The 14,285-nt window shown below is 69.8% G+C and carries 10 protein-coding genes; 7 read left to right on the forward strand and 3 right to left on the reverse strand.

What is annotated here, in order from left to right:
- Window positions 1-98: 98 nt before the first annotated feature.
- Window positions 99-1,952, forward strand: a complete 1,854-nt coding sequence (gene recQ / locus ACTIFV_RS03305) for a DNA helicase RecQ (protein ID WP_439591396.1) — start codon at window positions 99-101, stop codon at window positions 1,950-1,952.
- On the opposite strand, the gene ACTIFV_RS03310 is transcribed toward recQ, so the two are convergent.
- Window positions 1,936-3,207 carry a GNAT family N-acetyltransferase gene (locus ACTIFV_RS03310; RefSeq protein WP_439591325.1) on the reverse strand — a complete coding sequence of 424 codons (1,272 nt, stop codon included), beginning with the start codon at window positions 3,205-3,207 and terminating at the stop codon, window positions 1,936-1,938. The genes recQ and ACTIFV_RS03310 overlap by 17 nt on opposite strands.
- Before the next feature lie 76 nt (window positions 3,208-3,283).
- On the opposite strand from ACTIFV_RS03310, the gene ACTIFV_RS03315 reads away from it, so the two are divergent.
- Both ACTIFV_RS03315 and ACTIFV_RS03320 read left to right on the forward strand, forming a co-directional pair.
- Window positions 3,284-5,056: a glycoside hydrolase family 3 protein gene (locus ACTIFV_RS03315; protein WP_439591326.1), complete on the forward strand. Its 1,773-nt coding sequence runs from the start codon at window positions 3,284-3,286 to the stop codon at window positions 5,054-5,056.
- Between the two features lie 127 nt (window positions 5,057-5,183).
- Window positions 5,184-7,292 carry an acyl-CoA dehydrogenase family protein gene (locus tag ACTIFV_RS03320; RefSeq protein ID WP_439591327.1) on the forward strand — a complete coding sequence of 703 codons (2,109 nt, stop codon included), beginning with the start codon at window positions 5,184-5,186 and terminating at the stop codon, window positions 7,290-7,292.
- Here the strand turns inward: ACTIFV_RS03320 and ACTIFV_RS03325 are convergent.
- A complete protein-coding gene (locus tag ACTIFV_RS03325; RefSeq protein WP_439591328.1) occupies window positions 7,276-7,932 on the reverse strand; it encodes a DUF4166 domain-containing protein in 657 nt (218 codons plus the stop codon). The two genes, ACTIFV_RS03320 and ACTIFV_RS03325, sit on opposite strands and share 17 nt — an antisense overlap.
- A gap of 45 nt (window positions 7,933-7,977) precedes the next feature.
- On the opposite strand from ACTIFV_RS03325, the gene ACTIFV_RS03330 reads away from it, so the two are divergent.
- Window positions 7,978-8,985, forward strand: coding sequence for an epimerase (locus ACTIFV_RS03330; RefSeq protein WP_439591329.1), 1,008 nt, complete (start codon window positions 7,978-7,980; stop codon window positions 8,983-8,985).
- Here ACTIFV_RS03330 and ACTIFV_RS03335 read toward each other — a convergent pair.
- Window positions 8,972-10,612, reverse strand: coding sequence for an Ig-like domain-containing protein (locus tag ACTIFV_RS03335; protein ID WP_439591330.1), 1,641 nt, complete (start codon window positions 10,610-10,612; stop codon window positions 8,972-8,974). The two genes, ACTIFV_RS03330 and ACTIFV_RS03335, sit on opposite strands and share 14 nt — an antisense overlap.
- A 152-nt stretch (window positions 10,613-10,764) precedes the next feature.
- Here ACTIFV_RS03335 and ACTIFV_RS03340 point away from each other — a divergent pair, with 152 nt between their 5' ends.
- The 3 genes from ACTIFV_RS03340 to ACTIFV_RS03350 are packed head-to-tail and all read left to right on the forward strand — an operon-like array spanning window position 10,765 to window position 14,206.
- Window positions 10,765-11,334, forward strand: a complete 570-nt coding sequence (locus ACTIFV_RS03340) for a DNA-3-methyladenine glycosylase I (protein ID WP_439591331.1) — start codon at window positions 10,765-10,767, stop codon at window positions 11,332-11,334.
- 45 nt (window positions 11,335-11,379) lie between these two features.
- Window positions 11,380-11,949, forward strand: a complete 570-nt coding sequence (locus ACTIFV_RS03345) for a TetR/AcrR family transcriptional regulator (RefSeq protein ID WP_439591332.1) — start codon at window positions 11,380-11,382, stop codon at window positions 11,947-11,949.
- 10 nt (window positions 11,950-11,959) lie between these two features.
- A complete protein-coding gene (locus ACTIFV_RS03350; protein ID WP_439591333.1) occupies window positions 11,960-14,206 on the forward strand; it encodes an LLM class flavin-dependent oxidoreductase in 2,247 nt (748 codons plus the stop codon).
- The last annotated feature ends 79 nt before the right edge of the window (window positions 14,207-14,285 follow it).

The raw sequence follows: 14,285 nt of genomic DNA on the forward strand, positions 1-14,285 counted from the left end.
CTTATGCCGATCTTGTGTGGGATCCCGACGAGCTCGCACCGCCGCCGGACTTCAGCGACGCACCCTATCCCGTCGATCGGTCGACGACGGCGGGCGCCATGCCGGCGACGCCGCTGAGCGGAACAGCACGCCGCGATTTCACGGGCACCGAGGCGCTCGCCGTGCTGCTCGAGGTGTACGGCTACGACGCCTTCCGCGGCGAGCAGGCGTCCATCGTCGACCATGTCGTCGCGGGCGGCGACGCCGTCGTGCTGATGCCGACCGGCGGGGGCAAGAGCGTCTGCTACCAGGTGCCCGCGCTCGTACGACCCGGTACCGGGCTGGTCGTGAGCCCGCTCATCGCGCTCATGCACGACCAGGTCGATGCGCTCATCGCCAACGGCGTGCACGCGGCCTACCTCAACTCGACGCAGTCCCCGCAGGAGCGCGCCGCCGTCGAACAGGCGTACCTCGCCGGCGAGCTCGATCTGCTCTATGTGGCCCCCGAGCGGCTCAACACCGAAGCGACGCTGCGCTTCCTCGCGCGCGGAAAGCTCAGCGTCATCGCGATCGACGAGGCGCACTGCGTGTCTCAGTGGGGCCATGACTTCCGCCCCGACTACCTCGCTCTCGGCGAGCTCGCCGACCGGTTCCCCGGCGTGCCACGACTCGCGCTGACGGCGACCGCGACGCCGGCGACCCACCGCGAGATGACCGAGCGCCTGCGACTGCCGAACGCGCGGCACTTCGTCTCGAGCTTCGATCGGCCGAACATCCAGTACCGCATCGAGGCGAAGTCCGACCCGCGCCGCCAGCTCGTCGGCTTCATCCGGTCGCTGCCCGAGCGCTCGGCCGGGATCGTCTATGCGCTGAGTCGCAAGTCGGTCGAGCAGACGGCGGAGTTCCTGAGCGCCCAGTGCGTCGACGCGCTGCCGTACCACGCGGGTCTCGACTCGTCGGTGCGCGCGGCGAACCAGTCGCGGTTCCTCCGCGAGGACGGCGTGGTGATGGTCGCGACCATCGCGTTCGGGATGGGCATCGACAAGCCCGATGTGCGGTTCGTCGCGCACATCGACCTGCCGAAGTCGGTCGAGGGCTACTACCAGGAGACCGGTCGAGCGGGACGCGACGGCGAGCCGTCGATCGCGTGGATGGTCTACGGGCTCGGCGACGTCGTGCAGCAGCGGCGCATGATCGACCAGTCGCCGGGTGATCGCGCCTTCAAGACGCGGCTCGGGCAGCACCTCGACGCGATGCTCGCGCTGTGCGAGACGATCGGCTGCCGCCGCCAGAACCTCCTCGCCTACTTCGGCGAGGACTCGACGCCGTGCGGCAACTGCGACACGTGTCTCGAGGCGCCCGAGACGTGGGACGGACTCGTGCCGGCGCAGAAGCTCCTCTCGACGATCGTGCGTCTTCAGCGGGAGCGCGGGCAGGCGTTCGGAGCAGGCCACCTCATCGACATCCTGCGGGGCGCATCGACAGACCGCATCCGTCAGCAGGGACACGACAAGCTGTCGACCTATGGGCTCGGCGCCGACCTGAGCGACCAGGACTGGCGGAGTGTCATTCGGCAGCTGCTCGCCCGCGGCATCCTCCAGGCTCAGGGCGAGTACGGAACGCTCGCGCTCGCCGAACCGGCCGCGGGCGTGCTCAAGGGCGAGACCGCGGTGCCTCTGCGCCGCGATGTGCTCGGACGAGGTGCGGAGGCGCCCCGGCTGCGCAGGTCGTCCGCGCCCGAGACGCTCGGCGAAGACGACCGCGGGCTGTTCGAGGCGCTGCGCGCATGGCGGGCGGGAGTCGCGAAGGAGCTCGGGGTGCCGGCGTACATCGTGTTCGGCGACGCGACCCTGCGAGCGCTCGCCGAGGCACGACCGGCGAGCCTCGGCGACCTCGACGGTGTCACCGGGATCGGGGCGAAGAAGCGCGAAGCCTATGGAGAGGCGGTGCTCGAAGTCATCGCCGCGGCGTGAGGGGAGGGAACGTCCGGATCCTCTGCACGCGCAGCACGTGCGGCAACGCGGAGAGGTCGCGCGAGCCGTCCGACCGGGCGAACTCGTACACGTCGAGCATGAACTGCACGGGGTAGTCGATCGTCTGAACGACGGTCTTGACCCACCGCCCGTCGACGAAGAACCGCAGGCGATCCGGCATCCACTCGACCGCGTAGTCGTGCATCTCGGTCAGGTCGCCGTCGATGCGGATCTTCTCGAAATCCATCGTGAGGCGCGGATCGTTCTGCGGCTTGACGCCGATGCCGACGAGACCGCCGTCGGCATCGACCTCGCTGCCGAAGATCTCGGCGATGCAGATCTCGCCGCAGTCGTCGGGGCGCTCCTCGAACCCGATGGGCCAGAACGCGACCATCGCATCGGCGTGGGCGATCGCCGCCATCCGCACCTCGATCACTCCACCGTGCACGAGCCAGCCGCGATGCTCGGGCTGCTCCTCGTTCACGACGAGACCCTGACGGAACCGATGCTGCCCGACACCGCTGCCGAGCGGCCCGGAGAACTGTCCGGTCTGCACGTGCGAGACGCGGATGTCGCCGTCGATCGCCGGAGCCCACGGTCTCGTGTCGCTGTCGATCCGAAGCTCCAGACCGCGGTCGGATGTCGCCCACCGCGCGGCGGCATCGGCCCGCGACGACCAGTGCGGGTTGTAGAACGGCCACCACCGGCTGTCATCGAGGGCGGCGAATCGCTCGTCGACATCGGGCACCCGCCCGGTGAGATCGAGGGGCGACATGTCGAGCACCCAGGAGTTGAACGTGAGCTCGCCCCCGCGCCACGGCATCGTGCCGGAACCCACCTGAGTGAACCCGGCGCCGCGGCACAGCGCGTTCGATCCCGGATTGTCGACGCCCGGGTAGGCGACGAGCAGAGATCGCGAACCGTCCGCCGCGACGAGCCGGATGAGCTGCCGCAGCGCCTCGCGCGCGACGCCTCGACCCTGCCACGCCGGCTCGATCTGCCACCCCGTCTCGAACGCGTCGACACCGTCGTGCGAGGTCTGCCAGTATCCGATCCCACCGACGGGGAGGCCGTCGACGTCGACCCGGTACATGCGCGCCTCGCCCGAATCCCAGAGCCGCAGATAGCGTGCATGGCGCTCGCGCACCTGCTCGTCCGTCTCGGGGCCTCCGAGGTACGCGGTCATCTCGGGGGTGTTCGCGCGCTCGAGCACGGGGAGGTCCTCTTCGCTCCATCGGCGCAGCGCGATGTCCATGCCCTCATTGTCGACGCCCCTTCGGACACGGCACCCAGAATAGAAAACCAAGCGACATTCGGTTTATCATCGAGGCATGAGCAACGACGCCACGACACCCATCGACGACCGGTACCGCGACGCGAGCCTCTCCGTCGACGAGCGGGTCGAGATCCTCCTGTCGCAGATGACCCTCGCCGAGAAGGCCGGGCTCTTCTTCCAGACGATGATCTCGATGGGCCCCGACGGCGAGCTGTCGGACGGCGATCCGATCTTCGGACTGCCGTCCAACGCGGAATACGTGATCGAGCGATCGATGAGCCACTTCAACCTGCTCGGTGTCGCGCCGACCGCCGGCGCGATGGCGCGCTGGCACAACAGGCTCCAGGAGCTCGCGGCATCCACTCGTCTCGGGATCCCCGTCACGATCTCGACCGATCCGCGCCACGCGTTCAGCGACAACCCCGGCGCGGCGATCCTCGCCGGACCGTTCTCGCAGTGGCCCGAGCCGCTCGGTCTCGCGGCGACCCGCGAGCCCGAGCTCGTCGAGCGCTTCGCCGACATCGCGCGCCAGGAGTACACGGCCGTCGGCATCCGCGTCGCTCTGCACCCGCAGGTCGACCTCGCAACCGAACCGCGCTGGTCGCGCGCCCTGCAGACCTTCGGCGAGGACGCCGACCTCAGCGGCGAGCTCGGAGCGGCGTACGTGCGCGGATTCCAGGGTGCATCGTTCGGCGCCGGCTCGGTGAGCACGATGACCAAGCACTTCCCCGGCGGTGGACCGCAGAAGGACGGCGAGGACCCGCACTTCGCGTACGGACGCGAGCAGGTCTACCCCGGCGACAACTTCGAGCACCACCTGAAGCCGTTCGAGGCCGTCTTCGCCGCCGGCGGACGCCAGATCATGCCCTACTACGGCATGCCGATCGGCACGGAGCACGAGGAGGTCGGCTTCGGCTTCAACAAGTCCGTCCTCACCGGCCTCCTGCGCGAGCGCTTCGGCTTCGACGGCATCGTGTGCACCGACTGGGGGCTCGTCACCGACTCCGAGATCATGGGCCAGCCGTTCCCCGCACGGGCGTGGGGCGTCGAGCACCTCACTCCCGAAGAGCGGATCGTGAAGATCCTGGATGCCGGCGCCGACCAGTTCGGCGGCGAGAAGTGCACGGAGCTGCTCATCGGCCTGGTCGAGACAGGCGCCGTTCCCGAAGAGCGCCTGGACGTCTCGGCCCGACGCCTGCTCCGGGAGAAGTTCGAACTCGGCCTCTTCGAGAACGCGTTCGTGGATGCCGATGCGGCCGACGCGATCGTGGGCTCGGCCGAGTTCCGCGCCGCGGGCGACGCCGCGCAGCGCGCATCGATCGCGGTGCTCTCGAACGATGGCGTGCTGCCGCTCGGCGACAGGGTGAAGCTCTACGTGGAGGGGATCGCCCCCGAGGCGGTCGCGGCCTACGGCGAGGTCGTCGCGACGCCGGGCGAGGCGGATGCCGCGATCCTGCGCCTGCAGGCGCCGTACGAGCAGCGGGCGACGATGTTCGAGAACTTCTTCCACGCGGGGTCGCTCGACTTCCCGGCCGAGACGCTCGCGCATGTCGCCGAGATCGCGGCCCAGGTGCCGACGGTCGTCGACGTCTTCCTCGATCGCCCGGCGATCCTCGGCCCGATCGTCGACTCCGTCGCGGCGGTCGTCGCGAACTGGGGCGTCAGCCCCGATGCCCTGCTCGACGTTCTGACCGGGGCCGCCGAGGCGCGGGGGAAGCTGCCGTTCGACATCCCGCGCAGCATGGCGACGGTCGAGGCATCCCGTCCCGACGTGCCCTTCGACACCGAGGATCCGCTCTTCCGCTTCGGCCACGGACTCGCGCTGTAAGACCTCGCACAACCGACCCTCGGCACGTCGCTCGACGACGTTGTAGGAGTCCTCTAGGCGCGTTGGTAACGGGTTGTGGAGGTTCTACCGTGGAAGGAGTCTTCCCACCACTCCGAGAGGTGCAGCAATGGCCGACGCCGCCGTCCGATCCAAGAAGCCCGCTACGAGCAAGCGCACGCCCGTCGGCGGTGCCCCGACCGCGCCGCACACCGCTGCCGAGGCATCCGAGCCCCGCATCGACGTCGACGCCGTCACCGACCTCCTGCTGGGCACGTGGGGCGACACGCGCCGCGAAGCGCGCGAGATGATCAAGGACCCCGCGTTCTGGCGCGTCGAGGGCATGCCGATGGACGAGCACCGCGAGCGCGTGCTCACTCAGCTCCACCTGCTCGTCCAGCACGGCGGCTCGCGCCGTGCGATGCCCGAGGAGTACGGCGGTCTGAACGACAACGGCGCGAACCTCGCGGGGTTCATGGAACTCGTGCTCGCCGACCCGAGCCTGCAGATCAAGTCGGGCGTGCAGTGGGGTCTCTTCGGCTCGGCGGTGTTCCAGCTGGGCACGAAGAAGCATCACGACGCGTGGCTCGAGGGCATCATCGACCTGTCGATCCCCGGTGCGTTCGCGATGACCGAGACGGGCCACGGATCGGATGTCGCGGCCATCGGCACGACGGCGACCTACGACCCCGCGACGAAGGAGTTCGTCATCCACACCCCCTTCCGCGGGGCCTGGAAGGACTACCTCGGCAACGCGGCCCTGCACGGCAAGGCGGCGACGGTCTTCGCGCAGCTCATCACGGGCGGCGTCAACTACGGCGTGCACTGCTTCTACGTGCCGCTCCGTGACGACGAGGGCGACTTCCTCCCCGGGATCGGCGGCGAGGACGACGGCGTCAAGGGCGGGCTCAACGGCATCGACAACGGCCGGCTGCACTTCGACCAGGTGCGCGTGCCGCTCTTCAACCTGCTCGACCGCTACGGCCAGGTCGCCGAGGACGGCACGTACACGAGCGACATCCCGAGCCCCGGTCGTCGATTCTTCACGATGCTCGGTGCGCTCGTGCAGGGTCGGGTCTCACTCGACGGCGCCGCGACGACCGGCACGGCACTCGCCCTCTACATCGCGCTCACATACGCGGGTCAGCGCCGCCAGTTCGACTCGGGCGCAGGCAGCGACGAGGTCGTGCTGCTCGACTACGGCAAGCACCAGCGTCGTCTGATGCCGCTCCTCGCGCAGAACTACGCGCAGTTCTTCTCCAACGACGAGCTGCTGCGCAAGTTCGACGCCGTGTTCAGCGGCCGCGACGACACCTCCGAGAACCGCGAGGACCTCGAGACCCTCGCCGCGGCCCTCAAGCCGCTGTCGACCTGGAACGCACTGAGCACGATCCAGGAGGCGCGCGAGGCGTGCGGTGGCTCCGGCTTCCTCGCCGAGAACCGCCTGGTGGGCCTTCACCAGGACCTCGACGTCTACGTGACGTTCGAGGGCGACAACAACATCCTCCTGCAGCTCGTCGGCAAGCGCCTGCTGTCGGACTTCGCGAAGCAGTTCAAGGGTGCGGATGCCGCGACCCTCGCGAAGTTCGCCGTCGGCCAGACGGCCGGCAAGCTGTTCCACGGCGCAGGACTCCGCCAGTTCGGCCAGTCGGTCGCCGACTTCGGCTCCACCGCGCGATCGGTCGAGCTCGGTCTGCGCGCCGAGCAGCAGCACGAGCTGCTCGCGGGCCGCGTGCAGCAGATGGTGTCGGATGTCGCGACCGCGCTGCGCCCGGCATCCAAGCTGTCCCCGTCCGAAGCCGCGGCGCTCTTCAACGCGCACCAGTCCGAGCTCATCGAAGCCGCGCGCGCGCACGGCGAGCTGCTGCAGTGGGAGGCGTTCTCCGACGGCCTCGCCCGGGTGACCGACGAGGGCACCGCCCAGGTGATGACGTGGCTGCGCGACCTCTTCGGTCTGCACCTCATCGAGAAGCACCTCGCCTGGTACCTCATCAACGGCCGCCTGTCGGCGCAGCGCGCGGCATCCGTCTCGCGCTACATCGATCGCCTGTCCCTGCGGCTGCGTCCCCACGCACAGGACCTCGTCGACGCCTATGGCTTCGCACCCGAGCACGTGCGCGCGCCCATCGCGTCGGGCGCGGAGCTCGAGCGCCAGAACGAGGCCCGCGACTACTACGCCGCGCTCAAGGCGTCGGGCGAGGCCCCTGTCTCGGAGAAGTCGCTCAAGAAGAAGGCGTGATCGAAGGCTGCTCGCAGCGCACGTCGTCCCGGCGCGACCTCCTCCGCACCGAGTAGGAGAACGAGCCGGCATAGCGGAACACCTCGCCGACGAGCGGTGAACGCAGTCGCACGTCGACGTGCTGGCGTCCATCGGAGAAGCTCTCGTCGACCGTGACCCGTACGACGTGTGGCAAAGGCAGCCGTCGGCCGCCGATGCGGAGCGCGAGCGACGTCGAGCGCAGGCGGACGCATCCATCCGCGACGTCGACGTCGAGCGCGACTTCGAGACGACCCCCGATTCCGATGCGGTCGATGAGGCGGCCGTCATCCACCGTCATCGAGTCCGCGAGCACGCGATCCCCGCCCGCGAAGTGGAGGGTGCGGATGCCACTCAGGGACCCGTCTGCGTGCTGCTCGTTGACCACGGTGAACGGCACGTCGCGACCGAACTCGGGGAAGAGGATCTGTCGTCGAGCAAGCCACGCGAAGGCCGGGCGGAGAATGCGCAGACGCGATCCGGCGGTGACGAACGTCCCCGCCCCCCGCCCCGTGCCCTCGGGAGCGGAAGCGAAGTAGGGGCGCAGTCCGGGGTCGATGGCCGCGAAGCCCTCCCCGAGAACGAGCTGGTACACCGACTCGGAACGCGACGGGGTCGTCATAGCGGCGAGCGTAGCGTATTCTGAACACGTTCAGAAAGAGGAGACATGCGCATCGTCATCGCCGGGGCATCCGGATTCATCGGCCGTCAGCTCGTGGCGGAGTTCACCGCCGGCGGGCACGAGGTCGTCGCGATCGGCCGTCGCGGTCCGGTGACCTGGTCGGACGCCCGCGCAGCAGTGGACGGCGCCGATGTGCTGATCAACCTCGCGGGCAAGTCCGTGAACTGCCGCTACACCGACGCCAACCGCGACGAGATACTGCGATCGCGCGTCGAGACGACGCGCGCGCTCCACCACGCCGTCGAGTCCGCTGTCTCGCCTCCGAGGGTGTGGCTCAACGCGAGCACCGCGACGATCTACCGTCACGCGATGGACCGCCCGAACACCGAAGCGAACGGCGAGCTCGGTGCCGGCTTCTCGGTCGATGTGGCGCGGTCGTGGGAGCGCGCCCTCTTCGCCGGCGATCTGCCCGGCACGCGTCGTGTCGCGCTGCGCATGGCGATCGTGCTCGGCGACGGGCCCGCGACGATGATGCTCGCGCGTCTCGCTCGGCTCGGTCTCGGCGGCCCGCAGGTCGACGGCTGGTGGCCGCAGCACCGTCGCTACCGCGGGATCGGCGAGCACCCGACAGGCGACGGCCGCGCACCCCATCACGACACCCGGGGGCGACAGCGATTCAGCTGGATCCACATCGACGACGTCCTCGGTGCGATCCGCTTCCTCATCGAACGAGACGACATCGACGGCGTCGTGAACCTCGCGAGCCCGCATCCCTCCGACAACGCGACGCTCATGCGCACGCTCCGCCGCGTCGTCCGTGCGCCTTTCGGCCTGCCGGCGCGGCGATGGATGCTGGAGCCCGCCATGTGGGCGCTGCGCACCGAGCCGGAGCTCGTGCTGAAGAGCCGGTGGGTGCTGCCCGAGCGCCTGACCGCGGCGGGTTTCACGTTCCGGCATCCCGACCTCGAGGAGGCGCTGCGGGCGCGCGAAGGAGCGCTCCCCGCTCAGGGCGGGAAGCGCTCCTCGAACGCGCCGACGGTCAGTCGAGCGTGAACGCGACCGTGGTCGTGTTGCCGAACACGTCGTAGGCGACGAGCGTGTTGGCACCGGAGACCGCCCCGAACACGCCGTTCTTGACCCCGTTGACGTCGGACCACACGTTGTTCGAGAGGTCCTTCACGACCCCGTTGATGGTGACCTTGTCGACCTTGTTCGCGTCGTAGAGCTTGAAGCTCTGCGCGGAGAGGGTCGAACCGCCCTTGACCGTGACGGTCGGACCGGTCGCGTCGAGCGCGAACTGCAGCGTCGTCGTGTTGCCCGCGACGTCGTACGCGACGAGGGTGTTGGCGCCCTCGACCGCGCCGAAGACGCCGGGCTTGACGAAGTTGAGGTCGGACCACGCGTTGTCGGTGAGGTCCTTGACCTTGCCGTTCAGCGTGATCCTGTCGATCTTGCCCGCGTCGTGGAGCTTGAAGCTGACGAGGCCGTAGATCCCGCCCGCACCGTTCGTGTACGACGCGCCGTCCTTGACCGTGATGGTCGGGGCGGTCTTGTCGATCGAGAACGCGAAGGTGCCGGTCTGCGCGATGTTGCCTGCGAGGTCGCTCGCGTTGTACTTCACCGTGTACGCGCCGTCCGGCAGCGAGACGGTCGCCGTGTGCGTCGCCGACGAGGCGCCGTTCGCGGCGGTCTGCGTCGACTTCACGAGCTTGCCGTCCTTGTAGATGTTCGCCACGACGCGGTCGAGTCCGCGGTCATCGGTCGCATCCACCTGCAGACTGAGCGACTGGAACGGTCCGGCGGTCGTCGGCGAGACGAGGGTCGCGACGGGCTTGACGGTGTCGGGTGCCTCCTCGAGTGTGACGGTGAAGAACGGGTTCCAGAAGTAGTCCTGCACCTCGGTCGAGGCGAACGACCACGAATCGCCCTGCTTCGTCACGGGGATCGACGGGCCGCCCTCGTAGTTCTGCGCCGTGACCGAGGCGACGCGGTAGCCCGCGGGCGGGGCGAGGCGCACGCTGAGATCGCCGGGCAGGTGACGCACGTAGCCGTAGCTCGAGAAGGCCTCGTAGGTGCCGTACCCGCCCGCGAAGTCGTACTCGGTCGCGGGGTTCCACGTGCCGCGCGAACCCAGCTCGACCGAGGCGAGGTCCTCGACGGGGGTGCCGTCGGCGAGCTGGACCTTGGTCACGAGGCGCAGGGCAGTCATGCCCACGAGCAGGAACTCGCCGTCGGCGTCGATGTCGACCGTGGCGTAGCCGCTCTGCGAGCCGAGGAAGCTGCCGACGGGGAGCTGCTCGATGTCGGCGGCCGAGGTCGCGCCCGTCGCGTCGAAGAAGACCTCGCCGCCGGGGCTGTTCGGGTACAGGAAGTGCACCTGCGCCTCGCCGACAGGCAGGTTCTCGAAGACGACGTCGCCGTCGGCGTTCGGGCTCGCGTGGTACCAGACGCCGTCGGCGCCCAGCACGCGCGGGGCGGAGTCGTTCTTCGCGTCGGAGTATCCCGCGGCGTTCGTGTTCGACGGGTCGAAGAGGCCGTCGGCGTAGCGGTCGTCGAAGCGCGTGACGGTGAGCGTCCCCGTCGCGTCGGAGTCGTCCTCGGCGGCGAGCGCCGGCAGCGGCGCGAGGACCAAGGCCCCGGCGACGCCGGCGACGAGACCGAGCTTGTGTGCAGATCGCATGTGTGTGTTTCCCCAGTTTCGAGAGAGATAACGGATGGATGCCGCGAGGCATCCGTCTTCGACGCTATGGGCGCATCTGGTGGCACGCCGAGGCGATCCGGCCTTGTTCACCGAGCCTTCTTCTGTCCGTTGCCAGCCGTAATGTTGGCGCCATGACGAGTACGCGCATCGGCCCCGACGGCATCGCACGCTGCGCGTGGGTCGGCGACGACACCGAGTACCGCCGCTACCACGACGAGGAGTGGGGGCGACCTCTGCACGGCGACCGACCCCTGTTCGAGAAGATGTCGCTCGAGGGGTTCCAGGCAGGACTCTCGTGGATCACGATCCTGCGCAAGCGCCCGCACTTCCGAGAGGTCTTCCACGGATTCGACCCCGCGATCGTGGCGGAGTTCGGCGACGACGACGTCGAGCGATTGATGATGGATGCCGGCATCATCCGCAACCGGGCGAAGATCCTCGCCACGATCTCGAACGCGCGGCTCGTGCTCGAGATGGCGGACGGCGAGCTCGATGCCTTCCTGTGGTCGTTCGCGCCCCCGTCGTGGCCGCGTCCGGCATCCTTCGCCGACGTCACGGCGACCACGGCCGAGTCCGACGCCATGAGCAAGGCGCTCAAGAAGCGCGGATTCCGCTTCGTGGGGTCCACGACGACGTACGCGCTGATGCAGTCGTCGGGCATGGTCGACGACCACGTCGCCGGATGCTGGCGCGCGGAGTGATCCCCTAAACGGATAGATCATCCGTTTAGGGTGTAGCCTGGGAGCATGAGCCCCCGAGCCGACGCCGTGCGCAGCCGCGAGCGCATCCTCGACGTCGCACGCACGCACGACGCGCGCGCCCTGCGCCTCAACGACATCGCTCGGGAAGCGGGTGTCGGGATCGGCACCGTGTACCGGCATTTCCCGACCGTGCGCGCCCTCGTCGAGGCGCTGAGCGCCGATGCGCTCGCGCGGCTCGTGGCCGCCGCGGCGACCGCCGCCCAGGAGCCGGATGCTGAGGCGGCACTGCGCGGCTTCGTCTGCGAGGCCGTCGCGCTGCAGCTCGCCGACGCCGGACTCGAAGCCGTCCTCACCGACCTCGAGCAGGTCGACCCCGCGATCCACACCGAGTGCACCGCGGCACGCGGTCGGGTGTTCGACGGGTACGCCGCCGTGCTCGCGCGCGCTCAACGCGACGGCGTCGTGCGCGAAGACCTGACCCCACCGCAGCTGCAGCGCCTCGTGTGCGGCGTCGAACACGCCGTGCGCCTCGGTTCTCCCGACGACCGGGAGCTGCTTCTCGACATCCTCTTCGCGGGCCTCCGCCCCGCGCCGGCCGCTGTCGCGGCTCTCTGAAAGGACCCTCATGGACTACGGCCACTCCCTCGAGTTCGGTGCGTTCATCACTCCCGCCGCGGCGAACCCGCAGAACCCGGTGCTGCTCAGCCAGGCGGCCGAGGCATCCGGCCTCGACCTCGTGACGTTCCAGGACCACCCGTACCAGCCGTCTTTCCTCGACACCTGGACGCTCATGTCGTACGTCGCCGCACGCACCGACCGCATCCGGATCGCGCCGAACGTGCTCAACGTGCCCCTGCGTCCGCCCGCGGTCGTCGCCCGTGCGGCCGCGAGTCTCGATCTCCTCTCGGGGGGACGATTCGACCTCGGTCTCGGAGCCGGCGGCTTCTGGGACGCGATCGAGGCGATGGGCGGCGGACGCCTGACGGCAGGCCAGTCGGTCACGGCGCTGGAAGAGGCGATCGACGTCATCCGCGAGCTGTGGGACACCGACGAGCGGCGCGGGGTCTTCACCGACGGCACCTACCACCGCGTGCACGGCGCGAAGCGCGGACCGCGACCCGCCCACGGCATCCCGATCCACATCGGCGCCTACAAGCCGCGCATGCTGGCCCTCACGGGGCGCAAGGGCGACGGGTGGCTTCCGTCCCTCGGCTACATGCAGCCGGGAGATCTCGGCCGTGGCAACACGACGATCGACGAGGCCGCCGCGAGCGTCGGCCGCGACCCGCGTGAGATCCGGCGACTGCTGAACATCGGTGTGCTGTCGAGCGATCCGGCCGAATTCGTCGAGCACCTCGTGCGTCTCGCCCTCGACGACGGGATCGGCACCTTCATCCTCGCGGGCGACGACCCGGGCCTGCTGCAGACGTTCGGCGAGGACATCGCGCCGGCGGTGCGCGAGGTCGTCGCGCGCGAGCGCGGTGAGCGGGGGACGGATGCCTCGCCCGTCCGCGCGGCGACATCGCTCGCCGCGCGGCGCGAGGGCATCGCGTACGACGACGTGCCTGTGGGCGTCGCGGCCATCGAGCCGGGCGACTTCGGCTACGGCGACGTCCGTGCGACGTACATGCGCGGCGGTCGACCGGGGATCGTGCTGCAGCCCGACTCGGCCGAGCAGGTCGCCGACGCGATCGCGTACGCGCGTCGGCATCCCGCACTCCCGCTCGCGATCCGCAGTGGCGGCCACGGCATCTCCGGCCGATCGACGAACGACGGCGGCATCGTGATCGATCTGCGCAGACTCGACGGGATCGAGGTGCTCGACGAGGGCGCACGGCTGGTGCGGATCGGCGCGGGTGCGCGCTGGATGCAGGTCGCCGCAGCCCTGGGCGAGCACGGCTGGGCGATCTCGTCCGGCGACTACGGCGGCGTCGGAGTCGGAGGACTCGCGACGGCGGGCGGTATCGGCTTCCTCGCGCGCGAACACGGCCTCACGATCGATCGCCTGCGGGCGGCCGAGGTGGTCCTCGCCGACGGCTCGATCGTGCGGACGGATGCCTCGACCCGCCCCGAGCTGTTCTGGGCGATCCGCGGCGCGGGTGCGAACATCGGCGTCGTGACGTCGTTCGAGTTCGAGGCCTCGCCGGTCGGCGAGGTCGGCTGGGTGCAGCTCGCGTTCCAGGTCGACGACGTCGCGGAGTTCCTCGAAGGGTACGGACGAGTGCTCGAGGCCTCACCGCGCGACGTGACGCTGTTCCTCCTGATGGGCGGCCGGCGTCCCGGCCAGCCGCAGGTCGCACAGCTGTACGGCGTGGTCGACTCGCCCGACCCCGACACGATCATCGCGCGACTGCAGCCGTTCGCCGAGCTCGGCCCTCTCGTGCAGCAGTCGGTCCAGCTCGCGACCTATGCGCAGGTGATGGCGAACGCCGACCTCGGTGCGCAGCACGGGTCGGGCGAGCCCTACTCCCGGTCGGGACTCGTCGAGCACGTCACCCCCGAGTTCGCGCAGACGGCCGCCCGCATGCTCGACGACGGTGCCGCCTACTTCTTCCAGCTTCGCGCCGTCGGGGGCGCGGTGGCGGACGTCGCGGAGGATGCCACGGCCTACGCGAACCGGTCGGCCAACTTCTCGGTCGCCGCGCTGGGCGCCGATCCGGCGCGACTCGACCGAGCCTGGGCATCCATCGCCGAGCACTCGCGCGGCATGTACCTGAGCTTCGACAGCACGCTGCGCCCCGAGAGGATCGCCGAGGCGTTCCCACCTGCGACACTCGCGCGCCTTCGTGCGATCAAGGCGGAGGTCGATCCCGCAGGCGTGTTCCGCGACAACTTCGCGATCGAGCCCGACCGCGCCGCCGACGCCGCGTAGCGCCTGGCCGGGGCCGAAACGGGGAGACTCGCGCCGTTCGGGGCGCGAAGCATCCCGCCCCGGACGAAATGGGGGCGCC

The organism is Microbacterium sp. (assembly GCF_051860965.1).
GTDB lineage: Bacteria > Actinomycetota > Actinomycetes > Actinomycetales > Microbacteriaceae > Microbacterium.

Coding starts and splice junctions, on each gene's coding strand:
- recQ (WP_439591396.1), top strand. CDS start 99: ATGCCGGCGACGCCGCTGAGCGGAACAGCACGCCGCGATTTCACGGGC.
- ACTIFV_RS03310 (WP_439591325.1), bottom strand. CDS start 3,207: ATGGACATCGCGCTGCGCCGATGGAGCGAAGAGGACCTCCCCGTGCTC.
- ACTIFV_RS03315 (WP_439591326.1), top strand. CDS start 3,284: ATGAGCAACGACGCCACGACACCCATCGACGACCGGTACCGCGACGCG.
- ACTIFV_RS03320 (WP_439591327.1), top strand. CDS start 5,184: ATGGCCGACGCCGCCGTCCGATCCAAGAAGCCCGCTACGAGCAAGCGC.
- ACTIFV_RS03325 (WP_439591328.1), bottom strand. CDS start 7,932: ATGACGACCCCGTCGCGTTCCGAGTCGGTGTACCAGCTCGTTCTCGGG.
- ACTIFV_RS03330 (WP_439591329.1), top strand. CDS start 7,978: ATGCGCATCGTCATCGCCGGGGCATCCGGATTCATCGGCCGTCAGCTC.
- ACTIFV_RS03335 (WP_439591330.1), bottom strand. CDS start 10,612: ATGCGATCTGCACACAAGCTCGGTCTCGTCGCCGGCGTCGCCGGGGCC.
- ACTIFV_RS03340 (WP_439591331.1), top strand. CDS start 10,765: ATGACGAGTACGCGCATCGGCCCCGACGGCATCGCACGCTGCGCGTGG.
- ACTIFV_RS03345 (WP_439591332.1), top strand. CDS start 11,380: ATGAGCCCCCGAGCCGACGCCGTGCGCAGCCGCGAGCGCATCCTCGAC.
- ACTIFV_RS03350 (WP_439591333.1), top strand. CDS start 11,960: ATGGACTACGGCCACTCCCTCGAGTTCGGTGCGTTCATCACTCCCGCC.